At 57.9% G+C, this 23,311-nt stretch carries 20 protein-coding genes; 11 read left to right on the plus strand and 9 right to left on the minus strand.

Going from position 1 to position 23,311, the window contains the following annotated elements:
• Positions 1-122: 122 nt before the first annotated feature.
• The 5 genes from PVA19_RS04720 to PVA19_RS04740 form a co-directional block, all read right to left on the minus strand.
• Positions 123-470, minus strand: a complete 348-nt coding sequence (locus tag PVA19_RS04720; RefSeq protein ID WP_062441615.1) for a hypothetical protein — start codon at positions 468-470, stop codon at positions 123-125.
• A gap of 183 nt (positions 471-653) precedes the next feature.
• Positions 654-2,261 carry an ABC transporter ATP-binding protein gene (locus tag PVA19_RS04725; protein WP_113180238.1) on the minus strand — a complete coding sequence of 536 codons (1,608 nt, stop codon included), beginning with the start codon at positions 2,259-2,261 and terminating at the stop codon, positions 654-656.
• Position 2,262: 1 nt separating this feature from the next.
• Positions 2,263-3,393, minus strand: coding sequence for an ABC transporter permease (locus PVA19_RS04730; protein ID WP_274101376.1), 1,131 nt, complete (start codon positions 3,391-3,393; stop codon positions 2,263-2,265).
• Positions 3,386-4,309: an oligopeptide ABC transporter permease OppB gene (oppB, locus tag PVA19_RS04735; RefSeq protein ID WP_274101377.1), complete on the minus strand. Its 924-nt coding sequence runs from the start codon at positions 4,307-4,309 to the stop codon at positions 3,386-3,388. Before oppB ends, PVA19_RS04730 begins: the two co-directional genes overlap by 8 nt.
• 60 nt (positions 4,310-4,369) lie before the next feature.
• Entirely contained in the window at positions 4,370-5,968 is a 1,599-nt protein-coding gene (locus PVA19_RS04740; protein WP_274101378.1) for a peptide ABC transporter substrate-binding protein, read from the minus strand.
• Positions 5,969-6,349: 381 nt separating this feature from the next.
• Here PVA19_RS04740 and PVA19_RS04745 point away from each other — a divergent pair, with 381 nt between their 5' ends.
• The 8 genes from PVA19_RS04745 to PVA19_RS04780 all read left to right on the plus strand — a co-directional run bounded on the left by PVA19_RS04745 (position 6,350) and on the right by PVA19_RS04780 (position 14,789).
• The gene (locus PVA19_RS04745) at positions 6,350-7,147 is read left to right on the plus strand and encodes a DeoR/GlpR family DNA-binding transcription regulator (RefSeq protein ID WP_274101379.1); all 798 of its coding nucleotides are present in this window, start codon (positions 6,350-6,352) and stop codon (positions 7,145-7,147) included.
• Between the two features lie 82 nt (positions 7,148-7,229).
• Complete coding sequence (glpD, locus tag PVA19_RS04750) at positions 7,230-8,738, plus strand: glycerol-3-phosphate dehydrogenase (protein WP_274101380.1); 1,509 nt, start codon at positions 7,230-7,232, stop codon at positions 8,736-8,738.
• A gap of 87 nt (positions 8,739-8,825) precedes the next feature.
• Positions 8,826-9,908 carry an ABC transporter ATP-binding protein gene (locus PVA19_RS04755; protein WP_274101381.1) on the plus strand — a complete coding sequence of 361 codons (1,083 nt, stop codon included), beginning with the start codon at positions 8,826-8,828 and terminating at the stop codon, positions 9,906-9,908.
• A 12-nt stretch (positions 9,909-9,920) separates the two neighbouring features.
• Positions 9,921-10,991, plus strand: coding sequence for an ABC transporter ATP-binding protein (locus PVA19_RS04760; protein ID WP_274101382.1), 1,071 nt, complete (start codon positions 9,921-9,923; stop codon positions 10,989-10,991).
• Between the two features lie 3 nt (positions 10,992-10,994).
• Positions 10,995-11,861 carry a carbohydrate ABC transporter permease gene (locus PVA19_RS04765; protein WP_062424173.1) on the plus strand — a complete coding sequence of 289 codons (867 nt, stop codon included), beginning with the start codon at positions 10,995-10,997 and terminating at the stop codon, positions 11,859-11,861.
• Positions 11,862-11,875: 14 nt separating this feature from the next.
• Positions 11,876-12,691: a carbohydrate ABC transporter permease gene (locus tag PVA19_RS04770; RefSeq protein WP_062424172.1), complete on the plus strand. Its 816-nt coding sequence runs from the start codon at positions 11,876-11,878 to the stop codon at positions 12,689-12,691.
• A gap of 14 nt (positions 12,692-12,705) precedes the next feature.
• Positions 12,706-12,987: a DUF2160 domain-containing protein gene (locus tag PVA19_RS04775; RefSeq protein ID WP_113265306.1), complete on the plus strand. Its 282-nt coding sequence runs from the start codon at positions 12,706-12,708 to the stop codon at positions 12,985-12,987.
• 80 nt (positions 12,988-13,067) lie between these two features.
• Positions 13,068-14,789, plus strand: a complete 1,722-nt coding sequence (locus PVA19_RS04780; protein ID WP_274101383.1) for an ABC transporter substrate-binding protein — start codon at positions 13,068-13,070, stop codon at positions 14,787-14,789.
• A 133-nt stretch (positions 14,790-14,922) separates the two neighbouring features.
• Here the strand turns inward: PVA19_RS04780 and PVA19_RS04785 are convergent, their stop codons facing one another.
• The 4 genes from PVA19_RS04785 to PVA19_RS04800 form a co-directional block, all read right to left on the minus strand.
• Complete coding sequence (locus PVA19_RS04785; RefSeq protein WP_274101384.1) at positions 14,923-15,945, minus strand: LLM class flavin-dependent oxidoreductase; 1,023 nt, start codon at positions 15,943-15,945, stop codon at positions 14,923-14,925.
• Positions 15,946-16,036: 91 nt separating this feature from the next.
• The gene (locus PVA19_RS04790) at positions 16,037-17,125 is read right to left on the minus strand and encodes a quaternary amine ABC transporter ATP-binding protein (protein ID WP_274101385.1); all 1,089 of its coding nucleotides are present in this window, start codon (positions 17,123-17,125) and stop codon (positions 16,037-16,039) included.
• Positions 17,118-18,005, minus strand: coding sequence for an ABC transporter permease (locus PVA19_RS04795; protein ID WP_062441642.1), 888 nt, complete (start codon positions 18,003-18,005; stop codon positions 17,118-17,120). The genes PVA19_RS04790 and PVA19_RS04795 overlap by 8 nt, the downstream gene beginning before the upstream one ends.
• Positions 18,006-18,157: 152 nt before the next feature.
• A complete protein-coding gene (locus tag PVA19_RS04800) occupies positions 18,158-19,159 on the minus strand; it encodes an ABC transporter substrate-binding protein (protein WP_111847098.1) in 1,002 nt (333 codons plus the stop codon).
• Between the two features lie 413 nt (positions 19,160-19,572).
• Here PVA19_RS04800 and fba point away from each other — a divergent pair, with 413 nt between their 5' ends.
• From fba to PVA19_RS04815, 3 genes are all read left to right on the plus strand, one after another.
• Positions 19,573-20,637 carry a class II fructose-bisphosphate aldolase gene (gene fba, locus PVA19_RS04805; protein ID WP_274101386.1) on the plus strand — a complete coding sequence of 355 codons (1,065 nt, stop codon included), beginning with the start codon at positions 19,573-19,575 and terminating at the stop codon, positions 20,635-20,637.
• 185 nt (positions 20,638-20,822) lie between these two features.
• Positions 20,823-21,482: a peroxiredoxin gene (locus tag PVA19_RS04810; RefSeq protein ID WP_274101387.1), complete on the plus strand. Its 660-nt coding sequence runs from the start codon at positions 20,823-20,825 to the stop codon at positions 21,480-21,482.
• A gap of 166 nt (positions 21,483-21,648) precedes the next feature.
• Positions 21,649-23,277: an ABC-F family ATP-binding cassette domain-containing protein gene (locus tag PVA19_RS04815; protein WP_274101388.1), complete on the plus strand. Its 1,629-nt coding sequence runs from the start codon at positions 21,649-21,651 to the stop codon at positions 23,275-23,277.
• Positions 23,278-23,311: the final 34 nt, after the last annotated feature.

Here is a 23,311-nt window from a genome sequence, read left to right on the forward strand (position 1 = left end):
CAAGAAATTTTCATAGATATGCCCACCTAAAGTTCTCGCCTGTCAGCGGCGACAGGAAGATGATTGGTACAAAAAAAGGCCCGCCTAAGCGGACCTTTCTCAACTCTTCCGAAAACCTACAATCAAATCTCCGGGCAACCGCGCTGGTTGGCGAAGGTGATGGTGTCGGGACCGCGGCGGGTGTCGCCTTCGACGACCACGCGGCGTGGCGTGATACGGACCACTTCGGGATCGCGCAGGCCGGATGCTCGTGCAGCGGCGCGGGCTTCGCGTTCGCTGCAGCCAGCCATACGTGGCGGGCCACGGCGGTCCATGTCGCGGCGGTCGCGGTCGCGATCGCGGATAACCGGGCGGACGCCATCGGGGCCGATCCGCAGCTCCACGTCCTGCGCCTGTGCCACGCCGGACACGGCGACGCTTGAAACTGCCATAGTAACAGCAAGTCCCGCAACTTGAATAATCTTCCGCATGTTGCCTCCTCAGTGCCATTACTTCGGCACACATAAATGTTCACCGCGCTATAACGTCGAGACGTCTCACTGGTTCCTTCATGGTTGTTTCACGATGATCTTGGGATGGCAGGCAGATCACAATAAAATGCCCCGCCGAAGCGGGGCATGAAGATTGATTGCGCATGTCGAGGGATCAACATATCAGGCTGCGACATCCGCCGTGAAGGCGGATTTGATCAGCGTCTTGGTGTAGTCGGCAGACGGCGCGTTGAAGATAGCGTCGGTCTCCCCCTCCTCCACGATTTTCCCATCCTTCATCACGATCACATAATCTGAGATCGCCTTGATCACCGAGAGATCGTGGCTGATGAAGATATAGGAGAGGCCATGCGTCTTCTGCAATTCGCGCAGCAGATCGATCACCTGGCCCTGCACCGAGCGGTCCAGAGCCGAGGTCGGCTCGTCGAGGATGACCACATCCGGTTTCAGGATGATGGCTCTGGCAATCGCGATACGCTGACGCTGGCCGCCGGAGAATTCGTGCGGATAGCGGTTGCGGGCCGCAGGATCGAGCCCGACCTCCTTCAGCGCTTCGATGGCGCGCTTGTCACGCTCCGCGCGGCTCAATTGCGGCTCATGGACGAAGAGGCCTTCGGTGATGATCTCGCCCACCGTCTGGCGCGGCGAGAGCGAACCGTAGGGGTCCTGGAACACGAGTTGCAACCGCCGGCGCAGCGGCCGCATGGCTTTGCGATCCAGCCCGGTGATCTCCTTCTTCTCAAAGGTGATCCGCCCCTTGGCATTGGTGAGCCGGAGCAGCGCCCGGCCGAGCGTCGACTTGCCAGAACCGGATTCGCCCACGATGCCGATGGTCTGGCCCTGGCGTAGATTGATATTCACGCCATCGACTGCGCGAAACACGCTCGCCTTGGAGAGGAAGCCGCCGGGAATGTCGTAATCGACGGTGACATTCTGGCCTGAGAGCACAACGGGCGTGCCGTCTGCCACTGGCGGCTTGTGGCCGCTCGGTTCGGCATCCAGCAGCATCTTGGTGTAGTCCGCCTGCGGGCGTTCGAAGATATCCTCCGTCGTGCCCGCCTCGACCACCTCGCCACGCCGCATCACCGTGACGCGATCAGCGAAATGACGCACCACGCCGAGATCATGGGTGATCAGCACCACAGCCATGCCGAAGCGTTGCTGCAGCGACTTCAACAGATCGAGGATCTGCGCCTGGATCGTGACATCCAGTGCTGTCGTAGGCTCGTCCGCAATCAGGATGTCCGGCTCGTTTGCCAGCGCCATGGCAATCATGACGCGCTGGCGCTGCCCGCCGGAAAGCTCATGCGGATAGCTGTCGATGCGGCGTTCCGGATCGGGAATACCCACGAGCTTCAGAAGTTCGAGAACACGGGCGCGCGCCTCGCTCTTGCTGCCACCGCGGTGATGCAGGATCGGCTCGGCGATCTGCGCACCGATCCGGTAGAGCGGATCGAGCGAGGTCATCGGCTCCTGGAAGATCATGGTGATCTTCGCGCCGCGGATGGTGTTGAGTTCATCGACCGGAAGGCCGATCAACTCGCGCCCGCGATATTTCGCAGAGCCATTGATGACGCCATTGGAGGCGAGAAGCCCCATGATGCCCATCATCGTCTGGCTCTTGCCGGAGCCGGATTCACCGACCACGGCAAGCGTCTCACCCTGGCGAACATCAAGATCGATGCCCTTGACGGCATTGACCATGCCGTCCGGCGTGGTGAAGTCCACCTTGAGATTGCGAACCGTCAATATGGTTTCAGATGTCGTCATGTCAGCGATCCTTTGGATCAAGTGCGTCACGCAACCCGTCGCCCACGAAGTTGAGGGAGAACAGGGTCAGCACGAAGAACAGAGCCGGGAAGATCAACAGCCAGGGTGCCGACTGCATGTTGTTGGCGCCTTCCGAAATCAGCGCGCCCCAACTCGTCAACGGCGCCTGCACGCCAAGGCCGAGGAAGGACAGGAAGCTTTCCAGAAGAATGACCTTCGGCACGACTACGGTAACAAAAACAACCACCGGGCCAATGGTATTGGGGATGATGTGACGGCGGATGATCTGCCAGTCGCTCAAGCCCAAAGCCTGTGCCGCCCCGACGAATTCCCGTCGTTTGAGCGCAAGCGTCTGGCCTCGGACGATACGCGCCATATCCAGCCACTCCACAGCCCCGATCACCAGAAAGATCAGGATGAAGCTTCGGCCGAAGAACACCACGAGGACGACGACGAGAAAGACGAAGGGCAGCGAGTAGAGGATTTCGACAAAGCGCATCATCACATTGTCGACGCGTCCGCCGATATAGCCGGCCGTTGCGCCATAGACCACGCCGATGCCGAGCGACACGAGGCTCGCCAGAACCCCGACCGCGATCGAAATCTGCCCGCCCAGCATGACACGGGCCAGCATATCACGCCCGTTGGTATCGGTGCCGAAGAAGAAGTACTCCCGGTTCACCTCGCCTTCCAGCTTCAGTGTCCGTCCCTCGTCTTCCGTTGCGACGACCTTGGTGTTTTCGAACTCGTTGGCACGGTCGAAATAGCGTGTCGTGCGCGGATCGATGGCGCTGCTGGATGTCACCGTTGCCGTGAAGGTCTGGCCGCTGACGGCGAATTCCTTCAGATCGACACGGGCACGGCTTGCAACACCTTCCATCACCTCCTGCAAATTGTTCACATCCGGACGTGGCTCTAGGCTCGGTGGCACGGAGACGTAGGAGGAGAACACCTGGTCATAGGTGTGGGTGAGGAAATGCGGACCGATAAAGGAGAAGAGCGTGATCAGCACCAGCATGACGGAGCCCGCCATCGCCGCCCTATTGCGGCGGAAGCGCATCGCTGCCAGCTGGAACAGGCTTCGGCTCCGCACCTCGGCTTGGGGTGGAAGATTGGTCGAAATATCAGTCATGTCGAACCCTCGGATCGAGAAGGCCGTAGAGAATATCGACCACGAGATTGAAGAGGATGACGAAGATGGCGACGAGAACGACAGTTCCCATGACCAGCGTGTAATCGCGATTGATGGCGCCGAGAACAAAGTAACGGCCCACACCTGGAATGGTGAAGATCGTTTCGATGACGGCAGAACCGGTCAAAAGCGCTGCAGCGCAAGGTGCCAGATAGGAGACGACCGGCAGCATGGCAGCGCGCATGGCGTGGAAGACGACCACGCTTCTCGCCGGAAGGCCATAGGCCTTGGCGGTGCGAATATGGTCCATGCGCAGAGCCTCGATCATCGCGCCACGCGTCAGACGCGCAATAACCGCAAGCTGCGGCAAAGCAAGCGCAATCATTGGCAGGATGAGATAACGCAGCGATCCGTCGCCCCAGCTGCCGGCAGGCAGAAGGCCAAGGAAAACCGCAAAAACAAGCGTGAGCACAGGTGCGACGACGAAATTTGGCACCGTTACACCCACCGTCGAAATCGACATGATGGAGAAATCGAAGGCGCTGTTTTGCCGAAGGGCCGCGAAGGTACCGGCAATGACGCCACCGATCACAGCCAGAAACAGCGCATAGCAGCCGAGCTCCAGCGAGTAAGGCAGGCCTTTGCCGATCAGCTGCGCGACGGTGTTATCCTTGTAAATATAGCTCGGACCAAAATCGCCTGTGACGGCATTACGCAGATAAATCAGATACTGACGCCACAATGGTTCATCCAGATGATAGGTTCTCATCAGGTTTTCCATCGTTTGTGGCGGCAGGGGCCGTTCAAGGTTGAACGGACCGCCCGGTGCAAAACGCATCAGGAAAAAGGAAATGGTGACGACGATAAACAGCGTCGGCACCGCGCTCGCCAGACGGCGCAGAACAAATGAAATCATGGCTTTTCAGGCTCCGGGGCATGGCACGGCGGGCTTATTCAGCCGCCGTGCCAGCGCAGCTTATTCGGAAACGCTCAGAAAGCGGCTCAAGTGTTCGTTGGCAGCATTGTCGTGCCAACCCTTGACGCGATTCGATACGAGCCAGAGATCGGCCTGGGTCAGAAGCGGTGCCACCGGCTGCTCCTTCATAAGGATCGTTTCAGCCTCATGCAGCAGCTGGGAGCGGGCAGCCGGGTCCTTCTCCTCGTAAGACTTCTTCATCAACGCGTCGTATTCCGCGTTGTTGAACTTCGCATAGTTGAAGGTCTTGTTGGAGGAAATGGAGAGTGCCAGGAAGTTTTCCGCGTCTGCGTAGTCGGCGACCCAGCCGGCACGCGCGACATTGTACTTGCCGCCTTCCTGCAGGTAACCATAGTGCGACGCCACGTCGAGGTTCACCAGCGACACATTGGCGCCAAACGTATTCTTCCACATATCGGCGATGGCGGTTGCCACGCGCTCATGGTTCGGGTTCGTGTTGTAGCGGATTTCGATGGAGAGCGGCTTGGCCCCCTCACCGTAACCGGCTTCCTTCATCAGCTTGACGGCTTCGTCTTCACGATCGAGCTGGGAGAGCGTTGCGAAATCGGCCTTGGCCGGCTCGCCGTAGGAGTCCATGCCGGGCGGCACCATGGAATAGGCCGGAACCTGCGATCCGCTATAGATTTCCTTGGCCAGGAAGTCGCGATCGACAGCCATGGAGAGCGCACGGCGAACGCGAACGTCGCTATAGGGCGCTTCGCGCGTATCGAAAGTGTAGTAGTAGGTCGCAAGTGTAGGCGACACATGGACCTGCTCGCCATAGGCCTTGCGCAGGCGATCGAGCTGATCGGCCGAGAAGTTGTAGGCGAGATCCATTTCCTTCGCCTCGAAGCGACGAACCGAGGCTGCCTGGTCGTCGATCGGGTAAAAGATCACCTTATCGATCTTGGTATTGGCAGCGTCCCAGAAGTTCGGGTTCTTCACCACAGTCAGGCTGTCATTGGGAACATGCGACTGCAGCGTATAGGCGCCGTTCGAGACCATGACGCCCGGCTTGACGAAGTCCTTGCCGTTCTTGTCAAAGCTTGCCTTGGAGACAGGCAGTGCCGTCTGGTGCGCGAGAAGCTCTAGGAAGAAGGGTGTCGGGCGCTCAAGGGTGATTTCGAGCGTCTTTTCGTCCACCGCCTTCACGCCAAGCTGATCGAGCGGCAACTCGCCCTTGTTGATCTTTTCGGCATTTTTGATGGGATAGAGAATATTGGCGTATTTGGCAGCCGTCTTCGGGTCCTGAACGCGCTGGTAGGAGAACACGAAGTCCTCTGCGGTGACCGGAGAGCCATCCGACCACTTCGCGTTGTCGCGCAGCTTGAACGTATAGACGGTGCCGTCATCCGACAGCTTCCAGCTTTCGGCTGTGCCGGGCACAATCTTGCCGGCAGAGTCATAAATCGTCAGACCTTCATAGAGGTCCTTCAGGATGAAGGCTTCGATATTGATCGAGGTCTGTGCCTGATCGAGAGTTTGGGGTTCCCCCGGATTACCGCGATGCAGAACGGTTTCAGCAAGAGCGGAACTGGCGCCAATCAGAAGTGAGCCAAGAAGAAGTGCGGCCCGCGTTGTCGTTTTAAACGAAATCATTTTTTTAATGCTCCCAGACAGTTTGAGAGGCCTAAAACAAGGGCATATTGGCTTGACGCGCAACCCCCAATATTTTCAGCCACATCAAACCTGCCCCTTGAACAGGCACAACCGTGACTGCGCAACAATGCGGCAGATGCAAAATATGCTGAAAAAATATCAGGATACGTCAAGCCGCAATCCGTCTAGCTGACTGACAAATTTACGCTGAATTTCGTGTCCAGCTGTGGAAAAAGATGACCACAAACCTGAAGGTGGCCGATCCCCCAGGAGAATCCCTGCGCTGAAGGGCTGATTGAGATAGAAAGTGAAGGACGCTTGAGCGGCTTTCGTTTTTGGCTAAACTGAAACAAAACGAAAAGGCTTTAGGGGGGCCATCCGATGTTTTTCAGCGCGCGTCAAACCGAGATCATAGAGCTTGCAAAATCTGAAGGACGCGTGCTCGTCGAAGACCTCGCAGCACGCTTTTCCGTCACCCCGCAAACGATCCGTAAGGACTTGAACGAGCTTTGCGAAAACCGGACGCTGAACCGCATTCATGGTGGCGCGATTTTCCCCAACGGCACCGAAAATATGCGCTACGAGGCGCGACGTTCGATTGCAGCGAGCGAGAAGCAGGCCATAGGCAAGGCGGCAGCGAACATTATTCCCAACAAGTCCTCCCTCTTCATCAATATCGGCACCACGACAGAGGCGGTCGGCGACGCACTTCTCGATCACCACGAACTGATGATCATTACCAACAATATCAATGTCGCAAACCGGCTGCGGATCTTCCCCTCCATTGAAGTTATCATAGCCGGTGGTGTGGTGCGCGGCACCGATGGTGGCATTGTCGGCGAGGCGGCAGTCGACTTTATTCGTCAGTTCAAGGTGGATTATGCGGTGATCGGCGTCTCGGCCATCGATCCGGATGGCGCCTTGCTCGATTACGATTTTCGCGAGGTGAAAGTGGCCCAGGCAATCATCGCCAATGCGCGTCATGTGATTCTCGCCAGTGACTCCAGCAAATTCGAGCGCACAGCACCGGTGAGGATCGGCCATCTCTCGCAGGTTCAGACCTTCATTACAGACCATTGCCCATCGGAGTCGATACGAGACATCTGCAGAGAAGCAGGCGTCCAACTGATCGAAACAGCCCCAGCGAATACAGATACTATAGACGATAGTTTCGTTTGACATTCGCTTTGAGTTCCTTTTATTTTCCCTTCAACAAAAAAATCGTTCGGCTTGCACGCGCAACAACAGGGAGTAGGGACAGGTGGCTCAAGAGGCGGTTCGCGACATCTTCGTCGTCGGCGGCGGCATCAATGGCTGCGGCATTGCGCGTGATGCGGCCGGGCGAGGCTATTCGGTTACGCTTGCTGAGATGAAGGACTTTGCCTCCGGCACGTCCTCTGGTGCCACCAAATTGATCCATGGCGGGCTGCGCTATCTGGAGCATTACGAATTCCGTCTCGTGCGCGAAGCCTTGATGGAACGCGAAGTTCTGTGGGCCATGGCGCCCCACATCATCTGGCCAATGCGCTTCGTTCTGCCCTTCCACAAGGGTGGCATTCGTCCCGCCTGGCTGATCCGGCTTGGTCTTTTCCTCTACGACCACCTTGGCGGCCGCAAATTGCTGCCTGCCACCAAGTCGCTCGACATGCGGCGTGACCCGGCCGGCAAGCCGTTGAAGCCGCTCTTCACCAAGGCCTTCGAATATTCCGATGGATGGGTGGATGATGCCCGCCTCGTGGTGCTGAACGCACGTGACGCGGCAGACCGCGGCGCCGACATCATGAACCGCTCGAAAGTCATCTCCGTTCGCCGGGAGAATGGTCTTTGGACCATCGACGTGCAGGACATCGAGAGCGGCTATGTGAAAACCGTGCAGGCGCGGATGCTGGTCAATGCAGCCGGTCCCTGGGTGGATCAGGTATTGTCCAACGCGGCGGGCAAGAACCAGGTCCATAATGTACGCCTCGTTCAAGGCAGCCACATCGTCGTGAAGAAGAAGTTCAACGATCCGCGCGCCTATTTCTTCCAGAACCCCGACAACCGCATCATCTTTGCCATCCCTTACGAAACCGACTTCACCCTGATCGGCACCACCGACCGGGACTATGACGGCGATCCATCGCAGGTGAGGATCAGCGAAGAGGAAACGGATTATCTCTGCAAGGCAGCCAGCGAGTATTTCGCCGAGCCCGTGACGAAGGACGATATCGTCTGGACCTATTCCGCCGTTCGCCCGCTCTATGATGACGGTGCATCCAAGGCCCAGGAAGCAACACGCGATTACGTGTTGAAGCTTGAACAGAACACCGGCGAGCCACCACTGCTCAACGTTTTCGGTGGCAAGCTCACCACCTATCGTCGTCTTGCCGAACATGCTCTGGAAAAGATCAACGAAGCGATCGGCACCAAGGGCTCGCCCTGGACCGCGAAGAGTTCGTTGCCCGGCGGCGATTTTGCACCGACCGGCTACGAGGCTGAAGTGGCGAAACTGAAGGCCCGCTACGGCTTTCTTTCGGATCGTCATGCCCGTCGGCTGGTCCGCCTTTACGGAACGAAGGCTGCCGTCTTCCTGGGAGATGCCACCGGCGTGGAGGCACTGGGCAGGCATTTCGGCGGGGATCTTTACGAGCGCGAAGTTGCCTGGCTGATGGAACAGGAATGGGCCAGAACCAGCGAGGACGTGCTCTGGCGCAGAACGAAGCAGGGCCTGCATTTTTCCCGGGAGGAAGTTGCAGCGCTCAACGATTACATGACGACAAGGGCTGCCTGAGACGACTGATTTGGACGCGCCGCGACGGCGCTGCATAAGACGTATTGATTGCAGACATCTTGCCGGTGGAGGAGGCCGCGGGACAGAATGCTTGAATTGCGCAACATCGCGAAGATGGTGGGCGGGGATTATCACATCTACCCCACCAATCTGACACTCAAGCGGGGCACGCTGAATGTCCTGCTTGGACCGACTTTGTCCGGCAAGACGTCGCTGATGCGACTGATGGCAGGCCTCGACAAACCGACCGAAGGCTCGCTGGTCTTTGATGGCACCGACGTCACCGGCAAACGCGTGCAGGATCGCAGCGTTGCCATGGTTTACCAGCAGTTCATCAATTATCCCTCGCTCTCCGTTTACGAAAACATCGCCTCCCCGATGCGGATTGCAAAAAAGGATAATGCGACGATCGACCGCGAGGTTCGAAAAGCGGCCGACCTGTTGAAATTGACGCCCTATCTGGAGCGGACGCCGCTTAATCTCTCCGGCGGCCAGCAGCAGCGCACCGCACTTGCGCGCGCCATCGTCAAGAATGCTAGCCTCGTTCTCCTGGATGAGCCGCTTGCCAACCTCGATTACAAGCTGCGTGAAGAACTGCGTGAGGAGCTGCCAAAGATATTCGCCTCGTCCGGCGCGATTTTCGTCTATGCGACGACGGAGCCCTCGGAGGCACTTCTTCTAGGCGGCAACACTGCGACGATGAACCAGGGTCAGATTACCCAATACGGTCCGACCATCGACATGTATCGCAATCCGGTCGATCTCGTCTCTGCCAGAACCTTTGCCGATCCGCCATTAAACATCGTCGAACTGACCAAATCAGGCGGTTCGTTTCTACAAAACGACCAACCGGCTTTCGCCGTGCCGGCTCATCTAGCCGGCATTCCCGACGGTCCGATAACAGCGGCGTTTCATCCGCATCACCTTTACCCTGACCCAACCAATGCTGCTGCGGCCAAGCTTCAGGCAAAAACGCTGGTCTCGGAAATCGCCGGCTCTGAAAGTTTCATCCATCTCGACTTTGCCGGCCATCGCTGGGTCATGCTGACCCGTGGCATTCTCGACATCGAGCCGGATCGCCAGATCGACATCTATCTCGACACCCGCCATCTCATGGCCTTCGACATGAATGGCCGCTCCCTTGCAACCCCAAAGCTCGCTGCCGCGTGAGGAGATAGAGACATGGCACGTATCAGTCTCGACCATATCCGCCACGCCTATAACGCGAAAGCAAAAGCGGCCAACGATTACGCTTTGAAGGAGGTGCACCACGACTGGAGCGATGGCGGCGCCTATGCGCTGCTCGGCCCTTCCGGCTGTGGCAAGACCACCCTGCTCAACATCATTTCCGGCCTGATCCATCCGTCCGACGGCCGCATTCTGTTCAATGGCAAGGATGTGACGAATTTGCCGACCGAACAGCGCAACATCGCCCAGGTGTTCCAGTTTCCGGTTATATACGACACGATGACGGTTTACGACAATCTTGCCTTCCCGTTGCGAAACCGCGGCGTTTCCGAACCCGACGTCGATCGTCGCGTCAACGAAATCCTGGAGATGATCGATCTCGGCGCCATGGCGAAGCGCCGCGCGCGCCGCCTGACCGCAGACCAGAAACAGAAGATTTCGCTCGGTCGCGGTCTTGTGCGCAACGACGTCAACGCCATTCTCTTCGATGAACCGCTGACCGTCATCGATCCCCATATGAAATGGGTGCTTCGCTCGCAGTTGAAGCGCCTGCACCGCCAGTTCGGCTTCACCATGGTCTACGTCACGCACGATCAGACCGAAGCATTGACCTTCGCCGACAAGGTCGTCGTCATGTATGATGGCCAGATCGTCCAGATCGGCACGCCAGCGGAATTGTTTGAGCGCCCCAGCCACACCTTCGTCGGTTACTTCATTGGCTCGCCCGGCATGAATGTGCTGCCTGTTTCTCTAAACGGCGCGCAGGCTAAGATTGGTGACGAGACGATTGCATTGTCTTCCGCTCCAGACGTCAATGTGGGTGCCAAGACGGAACTCGGCATCAGGCCTGAATTCATCTCGCTTGGCCGCGACGGCATGCCCGTTTCGATCACCAAGGTCGAGGACCTCGGTCGCCAGAAGGTGGTGCGTTCCAGCTTTGCCGGTCAGCCACTGACGATTGTAGTCCCGGAGGACGGTGAAATCCCCGCAGACCCGCGCGTGACCTTCGATCCGAGGGCCATCGGCATCTATGCCGATAGCTGGCGCGTGGGAACAGGAGCCTGAGCCATGGACAAGACAGTCAACAACAAGGCCTGGTTCCTCGTCATTCCGGTTCTGGTGCTCGTCGCTTTTTCGGCGGTCATCCCGCTGATGACGGTCGTCAACTATTCTGTGCAGGATACGTTCGGCAACAATGAGTTCTTCTGGGCAGGCACCGACTGGTTCGTGCAAATGCTGCACTCGCCACGCTTTTGGGATGCGCTGATCCGCAACCTGATCTTCTCGCTCGTCATTCTGGCGATCGAAATTCCGCTTGGCATTCTGATCGCACTGAACATGCCGAAAAAGGGGCTAGGTGTTCCGGTCTGCCTCGTTCTGATGGCGCTACCGCTTCTCATCCCTTGGAACGTAGTCGGTACCATCTGGCAGGTTTTCGGTCGCGTCGATATCGGCTTTCTTGGCCACTACCTTTCGAAGCTCGGCATCGATTACAACTACACGCAGGACCCGGTGGACGCCTGGGCAACCGTCATCATCATGGATGTCTGGCACTGGACAAGCCTCGTCGTGCTGCTCTGCTATGCCGGCCTCGTCTCCATACCGGACGCCTATTATCAAGCGGCTCGCATCGATGGCGCCTCGCGGTGGTCCGTCTTCCGCTTCATTCAACTGCCTAAGATGAAACGCGTGCTGCTGATTGCCGTGTTGCTGCGCTTCATGGACAGTTTCATGATCTACACCGAGCCCTTCGTCGTCACCGGCGGCGGCCCCGGCAATTCCACGACCTTCCTCTCCATCGATCTCGTGAAGATGGCCATCGGTCAGTTCGACCTTGGTCCGGCAGCGGCCATGTCGATCATCTACTTCCTGATCATCCTGGCGCTGTCCTGGATCTTCTACACCGTCATGACCAACAGCGACGCGGATGCGTGAGAAAGGAGATCGATATGAGCAATTCCACCATGAGCCGCTTCTCCTTTTTGATCCCGACGATCTACATCATCTTCCTGCTGCTGCCGATCTACTGGCTGGTGAATATGAGCTTCAAGGAGAACGCCGAAATCCTCGGCGCCTTCTCGCTGTGGCCGCAAAACCCGACACTGCGCAACTACACGATCATCTTCACCGATCCGGCCTGGTATAATGGCTACATCAACTCGATCATCTATGTCGCGTTGAACACCGTCATCTCGGTGGCGGCGGCGCTTCCAGCGGCCTATGCCTTCTCTCGATATCGCTTCCTTGGCGATAAGCATCTGTTCTTCTGGCTCCTCACAAACCGAATGGCTCCACCCGCCGTCTTCGCCCTGCCCTTCTTCCAGCTCTATTCGGCATTCGGCCTGATCGATACGCATATTGCCGTGGCGATTGCCCACTGCCTGTTCAACGTGCCGCTGGCCGTGTGGATTCTGGAAGGCTTCATGTCCGGCGTCCCAAAGGAAATCGACGAGACCGCCTATATTGATGGATACTCCTTCCCGCGCTTTTTCGTGAAGATCTTCATGCCCCTGATCGCAAGCGGTATCGGCGTGGCGGCCTTCTTCTGCTTCATGTTCTCATGGGTCGAGCTATTGCTTGCCAGAACACTCACGACGACAGCAGCAAAGCCGATTGCCGCGACCATGACGCGCACGGTTTCCGCATCGGGGATGGACTGGGGCGTTCTGGCTGCAGCCGGTGTACTGACCATCATTCCCGGCGCGCTCGTCATCTATTTCGTCCGCAACTACATCGCCAAGGGCTTCGCCCTCGGTCGCGTCTGAGAAGGAGAACAGAAATGAATTTTTCCTGGATGGCGTGGACGTTACCGACGGCACTGTTTTTCCTGACGATCCTGACCCTGATGATCGGCATGGCGGTGTGGGAGTATCTTTCGCCCGGCGGCAATCCGCGCGTCGGCATTCTACGCTTCGAGACGACACGGGGGGATAGGCTCTTCGTCTCGCTGCTCGGCTCCGCCTTCATCAACCTCGCCTGGCTCGGCTTCGTCGGCACAGGCCTTTGGTGGGCGCTCGCTCTTTCGGTTGTCTATGCGATCGGCGTGTTCCGCTTCGTATAGCTGCCGACAACATACCGGGGCGGAGGACGGCCCGGCAGTTCTACGCATGACGCAATCGCAAAACCTTGGGAGGACCTCTTATGCGAATGCATCTTCTTACCACGACAGCAGCGGTGCTGCTGGCAATCACCGGCGTGGCTCACGCCGGCATGAATGAAGCCAAAGCCTTTCTCGACAAGGAGGTCGGTGACCTTTCTTCCCTTTCCCGTGCGGACCAGGAAAAGGAAATGCAATGGTTCATCGACGCTGCAAAGCCCTTTGCAGGCATGGACATCAAGGTCGTCTCCGAGACGCTGACGACGCACGAGTATGAATCCAAGGTCCTGGCCAAGGCGTTCTCGGAAATCACCGGCATCAAGATCACCCATGACCTCATCGGCGAAGGTGACGTCGTTGAAAAGCTGCAGACGCAGATGCAGTCGGGCGAAAACATCTATGATGCCTTCGTCAACGACAGCGACCTCATCGGCACGCACTGGCGCTACCAGCAGGTTCGCAACCTGACAGACTGGATGGCGGGCGAAGGCAAGGACGTGACCAATCCAGGTCTCGACCTCCCCGACTTCATCGGCACCAAGTTCACCACCGCTCCCGACGGCAAGCTTTACCAGTTGCCTGATCAGCAGTTCGCGAACCTCTACTGGTTCCGCTACGACTGGTTCAACGATGCCAAGAACAAGGCCGACTTCAAGGCGAAGTACGGATATGACCTCGGCGTTCCGGTCAACTGGTCTGCCTACGAGGATATCGCCGCCTTCTTCACCGGTCGCGAAATCGACGGCAAGAAGGTCTACGGCCATATGGACTATGGCAAAAAGGACCCGTCGCTCGGCTGGCGCTTCACCGATGCCTGGCTCTCCATGGCTGGCAACGGCGACAAGGGCCTGCCAAACGGTCTGCCGGTCGACGAATGGGGCATCAAGGTCAACGAAAAGTCCCAGCCGGTCGGCTCCTGCGTAGCGCGTGGCGGCGACACCAATGGTCCTGCGTCTGTTTACGCCATCCAGAAATACCTCGACTGGCTGAAGGCATACGCTCCTCCAGCAGCGCAGGGCATGAACTTCTCCGAATCCGGTCCCGTGCCGGCGCAGGGCGAAGTGGCGCAGCAGATCTTCTGGTACACCGCCTTCACCGCGGATGCCGTCAAGAAGGGTCTGCCGGTCGTCAACGAGGATGGCACGCCAAAGTGGCGTATGGCCCCCTCCCCTCATGGTGTGTACTGGAAAGACGGCATGAAGCTCGGCTATCAGGACGTGGGTTCCTGGACGCTGATGAAGTCCACTCCAACCGACCGCGCAAAGGCCGCCTGGCTTTATGCGCAGTTCGTCACCTCCAAGACGGTGGACGTGAAGAAGGCACATGTGGGTCTTACCCTCATCCGTGAATCGACCATCAACCACGAGAGCTTCACCAAGCGCGCCAAGGATCTTGGCGGTCTGATCGAATTCTACCGTTCGCCCGCTCGCGTTCAGTGGTCTCCGACCGGCACCAACGTTCCTGACTACCCGAAGCTGGCTCAGCTGTGGTGGCAGGCCGTCGGTGATGCTTCTTCCGGTGCGAAGACCGCGCAGGAAGCCATGGACTCGCTTTGCGCCGAACAGGAAAAGGTCATGCAGCGCCTGGAACGTGCAGGCGTTCAGGGCGACAAAGGTCCGAAGCTGGCGGAAGAGCACGATCTCGAATATTGGCACAAGGATGCCGTCGCCAAGGGCAACCTGGCACCGCAGCTGAAGGTCGAGAACGAGAAGGAAAAGCCGGTCACCGTGAACTACGACGAACTGGTAAAGAGCTGGCAGAAGTAAGCCTGCTTGTCCGATAAAAAGAAAGCCGGGGCGACATTCGCTCCGGCTTTTTTATGACAGCCACTTATCGAAAACGGAAATCTGTTCTCGGTAAGCGCTACGCAAAAACTCAAAGAGTTAGAGCCCCCTGAAGTCAACGCCAGCCGAGTTCCGGCGCGACATATTTCAAGATCGCCTCTAGCGCATGGACGTTGTAGTCGACGCCAAGTTGGTTCGGAATGGTCAGCAACAGCGTATCGGCTTCCGCAACCGCTTCATCCTTCGCCAGTTCCTTGACCAGCACATCGGGCTCGGCGGCATATGACCGTCCGAAGATGGCGCGCGTATTCGCGTCGAGATAACCGATGCTATCGCTTTCCTTCGAACCGCGACCGAAATAGGCGCGGTCGCGATCATCCACCAGCGCGAAGATGCTGCGGCTGACCGATACGCGGGGCGTTCGTTCGTGACCGGCCTCTTTCCACGCCTCGCGATAGGCTCGGATCTGCGCCGCCTGCTGGACGTGAAAGGGTTCACCCGTCTCGTCGTCCTTCAAGGTGGAGCTTTGCAGGTTCATGCCGAGCTTTGCCGCCCATCGGGCCGTGGCGTTGGAGCCGGCACCCCACCAAAGGCGGTCGCGCAAGCCTTCCGAATGGGGTTCCAGTCGCAAGAGACCGGGAGGGTTGGGGAACATTGGCTGCGGATTGGGCTCGGCAAAGCCCTCGCCTTTCAGGACCTCCAACAGGATCTCGGTGTTGCGTCGACCCATATCGGCGTCGCTTTCGCCCTCGGCGGGGCGATGACCGAAGTAGCGCCAGCCGTCGATCACCTGTTCCGGCGATCCGCGGCTCAAGCCCAGTTGCAGGCGTCCGTTCGAAATCAGATCGGCAGAGCCGGCATCTTCCGCCATGTAGAGCGGGTTCTCGTAGCGCATATCGATGACGGCCGTGCCGATCTCGATCGACCTGGTGCGCGCACCGACTGCGGCGAGCAGGGGAAAGGGGGAAGCAAGCTGGCGTGCAAAGTGATGCACGCGGAAATAGGCGCCATCAACGCCGATTTCCTCGGCGGCGACGGAGAGTTCTATGGATTGTTGCAGAACGTCCTTGGCGGAACGCGCTTGTGAATGGGATCCAGGGCTCCAATGGCCGAAGGACAGAAAACCGATCTTCTTCATGAGATAAAACCTGCTGGCTTAATTGATGTGGTTGTCCCACATATAGTGCGCCGCCAGCAGGATGTACCGAAGCGATTGGTGAACAGTGCGTTCAGGCCTGTGCACGCACGACATGATCTCCGTGAGAGGTTTCCGCTGGTCCGGAGCCCGGCGCATTGACCATGGCACCTGCCAGCTGACGGAAGGTGATTATGCCGAGCGGCTCTGCCTTCTTGCCCACCACCGTCGCAACCTCGTGCACGCTCATAGAAAGCAGTCGCATGGCCTCTTCGATGCTGGTACCGGCGGGGATCGGCGGAGCATCCGCAACAACGCCGCTGCGTACCGGCGTCATGATGGCTTCCACGTGGACAACCCGGCCTCGGTTCACTTCCTTGACGAAGCTTTCGATGTAAGCGTCCGCAGGGCGCAAGACGATATCCTGACTCGTTCCCTGTTGAATGACTTCGCCATCGCGAAGGATTGCAATCTGGTCGCCGAGACGAAGCGCCTCATCCAGATCATGGGTAATGAAGACGATGGTCTTCTTGATTTCGCTCTGAATATCGAGAAGCACCGTCTGCATGTCCGTGCGGATCAGCGGATCAAGGGCGGAATAGGCTTCGTCCATCAACAGAACCGGCGCGTCGTTGGAAAGCGCACGCGCAAGGCCTACACGCTGCTGCATGCCGCCCGATAACTGGTTCGGATAACGCTGTTCGAAACCCTTCAGGCCGACGCGCTCCAGCCACCGCATGGCAATGTCTATGCTCTTGTTACGGGCGACACCCTGAACCTCGAGACCGTAGATCGTGTTGTCCAGCACGTTGCGATGCGGCAGAAGTGCGAACTTCTGAAACACCATGGCCGTCTGATGACGACGGAACTCGCGAAGCTCCGTCGGTGACATCTTCACCACGTCCACGCCATCCACCAGCACCTCGCCGGCGGTTGGATCGATCAGCCGGTTGATGTGGCGGATCAGTGTGGATTTGCCGGACCCGGAAAGGCCCATGATGACCTGAATGCAGCCGGACGGAATGGTGATGTTGATATCGCGAAGCCCGAGCACATGGCCGTACTTCTCGTTCAACTCTTGCTTCGTCAGACCGTTGCGCACGGCCTCCACATGGGACGCAGGGTTGGAACCGAAAATCTTGTAGAGATTGCGGATTTCAATACCGCCGAAACCATCAGCCATGGGCGACCTCCTGGTGCTTCTGGAGCCGCTTGCCATAGGCCTGGCTGATCCGGTCGAAGATGATGGCGATGCCGACAATGGCAAGACCGTTGAAGATGCCGAGCGTAAAGTACTGGTTGGCGATGGCTTTGAGCACCGGCTGACCCAGCCCCTGCACGCCGATCATGGATGCGACCACCACCATGGCAAGTGCCATCATGATCGTCTGGTTGATACCGGCCATGATTGTCGGCAAGGCGAGCGGTAGCTGCACCTTGAAGAGCTTCTGCCAGCCGGAGGAACCGAATGCATCTGCCGCTTCCAGCACATCCTTGTCGACGAGGCGGATACCGAGATCGGTCAGGCGGATCATCGGCGGGATGGCATATATAACGACGGCGATCAGGCCTGGCACCTTGCCGATGCCGAGCAGCATGACAACCGGGATCAGATAGACGAAGCTCGGCATCGTCTGCATCACGTCCAGCACGGGATTGACGATCCGCTGAAAGCGATCGGACCGCGACATGGCAATGCCGAGTGGAAGGCCGATGGCAATGGATAGCACCGTACAGACGAAGATCATCGAGATCGTTCGCATCGTATCGGTCCACATGTCAAAGTAACCGATGAGGAGGAGTGTGATCAGACAGCCGAAAACGATCTTGATGCTGCGGCTGGCAAACCAGGCGATTGCCATGATGATCAGGATGATGATCGGCCACGGTGTCTGTGTCATGAAGCGTTCGGCCGAGATCAGGAAATGCTGAAGCGGCGAAAAGAACGTTTCGATCGTGCCGCCCCATTCCCGGGTAAAGCCGCGGAAGCCGTCGTCGATCACCTTCTTGAGGTTTCGAAGAGCCTCATCATTCATATGCGGAAATGTGTAAAACCAATCCATAGTCATCCCCTGTGAGCGCTGCCCCGACAGGGGGAACGGTCGAACAGTGACGTATCGTCACCCACGGCGTTGACATGCGGCAGATGGGCGCCGCATGTCGTTTCGCGTGCCAAGCGTTCCTGAAAAAAGAACGACGTGGCGCGGGGGAGTATTTAGAGAGACGCTTTGATCTTCTCGGCTGCTTCCGGCGATACCCACGTCGACCAGACGTCGGCATTTTCTTTGAGGAAGTGCTTGGCACCGTCTTCACCGGTTGCCTGGTTGTCGGTCATCCACGCCATCAGCTTGTTGACGGTGGCGTTGTCCCAGGAACGCTTGTTGAGATAAGCCATAACATCAGGGCCGGCCTTTTCGGAGAAGGGCTTGGCGACGAGCGTCACGACCTGGTCAACCGGCCAAGCGTTCGGCTTGGGATCCGGGCAATCGGCAACCGTGTTGCAACGTTTCCATTCTGCCGGATCGTTCGGCACGTCCTGAGCCAGCTTCACCATCTCGTACTTTCCGAGGATAGCGGTCGGCGCCCAGTAATAGCCGACCCATGGCTGCTTGCGCTCATAAGCCTTTGCAATCGAGCCATCGAGACCCGCGGCTGAACCGCTGTCGACCAAGGTGAAGCCAGCCTTTTCGCCGCCATAGGCCTTGAAGAGCTGCGCGGTTACGACCGTGCCACCCCAGCCCTGCGGACCGTTGACGACAGCACCCTTGCTCGGATCTTCGGGATCGGGGAACAGCTTCGGGTTCTTGAAGACATCTGCGAAGGTCTTGATTTCAGGATGCGCGTCCGCGAAATATTTCGGGATCCACCAGCTCTGGACGCCGCCATCCTTCAGCGCCTTGGCCGCAACGACCAGCTTGCCTTCATCGACGCCGCGCTTGACGACATCTGGAAGCAGATCCACCCAGGCTTCCGGCGCGATATCCGGCTGGCCCTTTTCAGCCATCGAAGTGATGGTCGGAACGGTGTCGCCAACCGTGATCTCGGCGGTGCAGCCATAGCCTTCGTTCAAGATGATCTTGTCGATGTTGGAGAGCACTTCAGCACTCTGCCAGTTCATGCTGGCAATGGTGGGGCTACCGCATTCGGCAGCGTTGGCGGCGACGGCGCCACCCAGCAGTCCAAATACAAGACAGGTCGATGCAAGAAGTTTCTTCATATCTGTTCCCTTTGTTGGCGGCATCTATGAAAGCGCAAGTGCGCCGCTGGCACCAGGCTCATTTCTTGTCTTTTGCAAGCTTGGGTGGATGATGGCGTGAAGACCGCCGACAGCCTGCGCAGAAAGCGACGGGTTTTCGCTCAACTACGACAGGTTAATTTCTTTTGAATTCGCATATTGAAAGAACCGATTCGATTCTCGCTTAGGTTGAAAATGACGGTCCCGGAACCGCTTTGACCGACCATCCCAAAAAAAGATTCGATCCAAATCGTTTGAAAAACTCATGCCGTTAAAAAGTGCTTGGCGAGTTATGTCCTTCAAGACAAGAGTGTTTTCCGTGATGAAAAATCGGTCACACACTCGGTTCAAATGGTCCCCGCAATCGACGGCGACCTCAATTAAGGGGAGAAACCTTGGCTCGAATTACGCTCCGCCAACTGCTCGATCACGCAGCTGAACACGATTATGGCGTGCCCGCCTTCAACATCAACAATATGGAACAGGCACTGGCCATCATGGATGCCGCCAGCGCAACCAACTCGCCCGTCATCATGCAGGCCTCGCGTGGCGCCCGTGCTTATGCGCATGACATCATGCTCAAGCACATGATGGACGCTGTGGTGGAAATCTACCCGGACATCCCCGTCTGCGTTCACCTCGACCATGGCAACGAGCCTGCAAACTGTATGACGGCCATCCAGGCTGGCTTCACTTCGGTAATGATGGACGGCTCGCTGAAAGCCGACGGCAAAACGCCGGGCGACTGGGATTACAATGTCGATGTGACGCGCCAGGTCACGAACATGGCCCATTATGGCGGCATTTCGGTCGAAGGCGAACTCGGCGTTCTCGGCTCTCTCGAAACCGGCATGGGCGAGGCCGAAGACGGCCATGGTGCGGAAGGCGTTCTCTCGCATGACCAGCTTTTGACAGACCCGGATGAAGCGGTGAAATTCGTTCGCGAGACAAAGGTCGACGCGCTGGCCGTTGCCATGGGCACCAGCCACGGCGCCTACAAATTCACACGCAAGCCGGACGGCAGCGTTCTGGCCATGAACGTCATTGAAGAAATCCACCGCAAGCTGCCAAACACGCACCTCGTGATGCACGGTTCTTCAACGGTTCCGCAGGATCTGCAGGACATCATCAATGCCTATGGCGGCGCGATCAAGCCAACCTTCGGCGTTCCGATCGAGGAAATCCAACGCGGCATCAAGAACGGCGTTCGCAAGATCAACATCGACACCGATTGCCGCATGGCGATTACCGGTCAGATCCGCAAGGTCCTTGTCGAAGAGCCTGCTGAATTCGATCTGCGCAAGTATCTGAAGCCTGCGCGCGAAGCCATGACCAAGCTCTGCAAGGAGCGTTTCGAGCTGTTCAACACCGCAGGCCGGGCATCCAAGATCACGCCGATCCCGCTGCGCGACATGGCAAAGCGTTACGCCTCCGGTTCGCTCGATCCGGTCATTTCCTAAGAGCGCACATCCTATCGATGGCCGAACATCTCGTTCGGCCATCGATCATTTGTAGGATAAACTTTGCGCCCTCATACAAAATTCAGACTCATTTTTCTTTGAACCTTTGCAGCAAGCACAAATCTGCGGCGACATGCAGTGGGTTTCACGGCACTATTCCGTCAACATGTGAATGGGAGCAGACAATGACATTGCGCATCAACCAGACCGCACCGGATTTTACGGCTGACACGACCCAGGGCCAGATCAGCTTTCATGACTGGATCGCCGACAGCTGGGCGGTACTCTTCTCTCACCCAAAGAACTTCACTCCTGTCTGCACAACCGAGCTCGGCGCGATGGCTGGCCTTGATGGGGAATTCAAAAAGCGCAACGTCAAGGTCATCGGCATTTCCGTCGATCCGGTCGAAAGCCATGCGCAGTGGAAGCAGGACATCAAGACCGCAACTGGCTTCAATGTCGAGTATCCGTTGATCGGCGACAAGGAACTGAAGGTTGCCAAGCTGTACGACATGCTGCCGGAAGACGCCGGCAGCAGCTCCGAAGGACGCACACCGGCGGATAACGCGACCGTGCGCTCGGTCTACGTCATCGGCCCGGACAAGAAGATCAAGTTGATCCTCACTTATCCGATGACGACCGGCCGAAACTTCGATGAAATCCTGCGCACGATCGACTCCATCCAGTTGACGGCAAAGCATCAGGTGGCAACGCCCGCCAACTGGAAGCAGGGCGACGATGTGATCATCACCGCTGCCGTTTCGAATGAAGATGCGGTGAAGCGTTTCGGGTCGTTCGATACCGTGCTGCCCTATCTGCGCAAGACCAAGCAGCCCCAGGCATAACCAGCCTCCCAAGGCGAGAAGAGGAAAAAGCGGCCATAAGCGGCCGCTTTTTCCATTTGAGAGCGGCTTTGGCACTGTTCTTGGCTACGCCGAACATTCAACGGATGACACCGCAGGCAGGCCGTGGCATAGGGGCGCAACGTTTTGACAGTTTGGTCCGCTCCCCATGATCCGCATTGAAAATATCAGCAAATCCGCCAGCCATCGCATTCTTTACATTGAGGCGTCAGCTGCGCTCAACCGCGGCGAAAAGGTCGGTCTGGTGGGACCGAACGGTGCTGGCAAGACCACGCTGTTTCGCATGATTACCGGCGAGGAACTGCCCGATGAAGGTCAGGTCGCCGCCGAGAAGAACATCACCATTGGCTATTTCAATCAGGATGTCGGTGAGATGGCCGGTCGCAGCGCGGTTACCGAAGCCATGGAAGGCGCCGGCCCCGTCAGCGTCATTGCCGCTGAACTTCGCGAGCTTGAGGCCCGCATGGTCGATCCCGATCAACTTGACCAGATGGACGAGATCATCGAACGTTACGGCGAGGTCCAGGCCCGATATGAGGAGCTTGATGGCTATTCGCTTGAAGGCCGTGCACGCGAAGTCTTGGCGGGCCTCAGCTTCAGCCAGGAAATGATGGACGGCGATGTGGGCAAGCTTTCGGGCGGCTGGAAGATGCGCGTGGCGCTCGCCCGCATTCTCTTGATGCGTCCGGACGTGATGCTTCTCGACGAACCGAGCAACCATCTTGATATCGAAAGCCTGATCTGGCTGGAAAACTTCCTGAAGACCTATGACGGTGCCCTGCTGATGACCTCTCACGACCGGGAGTTCATGAACCGCATCGTCAACAAGATCATCGAGATCGACGGCGGTTCGCTGACCACCTATTCCGGCGACTATGGCTTTTACGAACAGCAGCGGGCGCAGAACGAGAAGCAGCAGCAGGCGCAATTCGAGCGCCAGCAGGCGATGCTTGCGAAGGAACTGAAGTTCATCGAACGCTTCAAGGCGCGCGCATCGCACGCCGCCCAGGTCCAGAGTCGGGTGAAGAAGCTCGACAAGATCGAACGTGTCGAGCCGCCGCGTCGTCGCCAGTCGGTGGCCTTCGAATTCCTTCCTGCCCCTCGCTCGGGGGAAGACGTCGTGTCGCTGAAAAAGGTCAAGAAGGCCTATGGCAGCCGCACCATTTATGACGGCCTGGATTTCATGATCCGCCGCAAGGAACGCTGGTGCCTGATGGGCGTCAACGGCGCCGGCAAATCGACGCTGTTGAAACTGGTAACGGGCAGCGCCGAGCCGGATGCAGGCGTCGTCACGATCGGTGCGAGCGTGAAGCTCGGATATTTCGCTCAGCATTCCATGGATCTTCTGGATGGTGATGCCACCATCCTGCAGTGGCTGGAACAACGCTTCCCGAAGGCGGGACAGGCCCCCCTTCGTGCGCTCAGCGGCTGTTTCGGCTTTACCGGTGACGATGTGGAGAAAAAGTGCCGCGTTCTTTCCGGTGGGGAAAAAGCACGCCTGGTGATGGCCGCGATGCTGTTCGATCCGCCGAACTTCCTCGTCCTCGACGAACCGACCAACCACCTGGATCTCGACACGAAGGAAATGCTGATCAAGGCGCTTTCGGAATATGAAGGCACCATGCTATTCGTATCGCACGACCGCCATTTCTTGGGCGCCCTCTCCAACCGTGTCCTCGAGCTGACGCCGGATGGCATCCATCAATATGACGGTGGCTACACCGAATATGTCGAGCGGACAGGCATGGAAGCGCCAGGTCTGGAACGCGCCGCCTGATGGCGCTCGTAGCAAGACAAATGAGCAAAAAATG

Source organism: Agrobacterium sp. CNPSo 3708, from assembly GCF_028674915.1.
GTDB classification, from domain to species: Bacteria; Pseudomonadota; Alphaproteobacteria; order Rhizobiales; family Rhizobiaceae; genus Agrobacterium; species Agrobacterium cavarae.

Excerpts from the sequence above, each read along its gene's own strand:
- PVA19_RS04770 (WP_062424172.1), top strand. The coding sequence starts at position 11,876 with ATGAGCAATTCCACCATGAGCCGCTTCTCCTTTTTGATCCCGACGATC.
- PVA19_RS04800 (WP_111847098.1), bottom strand. The coding sequence starts at position 19,159 with ATGAAGAAACTTCTTGCATCGACCTGTCTTGTATTTGGACTGCTGGGT.
- PVA19_RS04810 (WP_274101387.1), top strand. The coding sequence starts at position 20,823 with ATGACATTGCGCATCAACCAGACCGCACCGGATTTTACGGCTGACACG.
- PVA19_RS04730 (WP_274101376.1), bottom strand. The coding sequence starts at position 3,393 with ATGACTGATATTTCGACCAATCTTCCACCCCAAGCCGAGGTGCGGAGC.
- PVA19_RS04760 (WP_274101382.1), top strand. The coding sequence starts at position 9,921 with ATGGCACGTATCAGTCTCGACCATATCCGCCACGCCTATAACGCGAAA.
- PVA19_RS04745 (WP_274101379.1), top strand. The coding sequence starts at position 6,350 with ATGTTTTTCAGCGCGCGTCAAACCGAGATCATAGAGCTTGCAAAATCT.
- PVA19_RS04785 (WP_274101384.1), bottom strand. The coding sequence starts at position 15,945 with ATGAAGAAGATCGGTTTTCTGTCCTTCGGCCATTGGAGCCCTGGATCC.
- PVA19_RS04720 (WP_062441615.1), bottom strand. The coding sequence starts at position 470 with ATGCGGAAGATTATTCAAGTTGCGGGACTTGCTGTTACTATGGCAGTT.
- PVA19_RS04765 (WP_062424173.1), top strand. The coding sequence starts at position 10,995 with ATGGACAAGACAGTCAACAACAAGGCCTGGTTCCTCGTCATTCCGGTT.
- PVA19_RS04795 (WP_062441642.1), bottom strand. The coding sequence starts at position 18,005 with ATGGATTGGTTTTACACATTTCCGCATATGAATGATGAGGCTCTTCGA.
- PVA19_RS04780 (WP_274101383.1), top strand. The coding sequence starts at position 13,068 with ATGCGAATGCATCTTCTTACCACGACAGCAGCGGTGCTGCTGGCAATC.
- PVA19_RS04775 (WP_113265306.1), top strand. The coding sequence starts at position 12,706 with ATGAATTTTTCCTGGATGGCGTGGACGTTACCGACGGCACTGTTTTTC.
- PVA19_RS04755 (WP_274101381.1), top strand. The coding sequence starts at position 8,826 with ATGCTTGAATTGCGCAACATCGCGAAGATGGTGGGCGGGGATTATCAC.
- PVA19_RS04740 (WP_274101378.1), bottom strand. The coding sequence starts at position 5,968 with ATGATTTCGTTTAAAACGACAACGCGGGCCGCACTTCTTCTTGGCTCA.
- PVA19_RS04790 (WP_274101385.1), bottom strand. The coding sequence starts at position 17,125 with ATGGCTGATGGTTTCGGCGGTATTGAAATCCGCAATCTCTACAAGATT.
- oppB (WP_274101377.1), bottom strand. The coding sequence starts at position 4,309 with ATGATTTCATTTGTTCTGCGCCGTCTGGCGAGCGCGGTGCCGACGCTG.
- PVA19_RS04815 (WP_274101388.1), top strand. The coding sequence starts at position 21,649 with ATGATCCGCATTGAAAATATCAGCAAATCCGCCAGCCATCGCATTCTT.
- PVA19_RS04725 (WP_113180238.1), bottom strand. The coding sequence starts at position 2,261 with ATGACGACATCTGAAACCATATTGACGGTTCGCAATCTCAAGGTGGAC.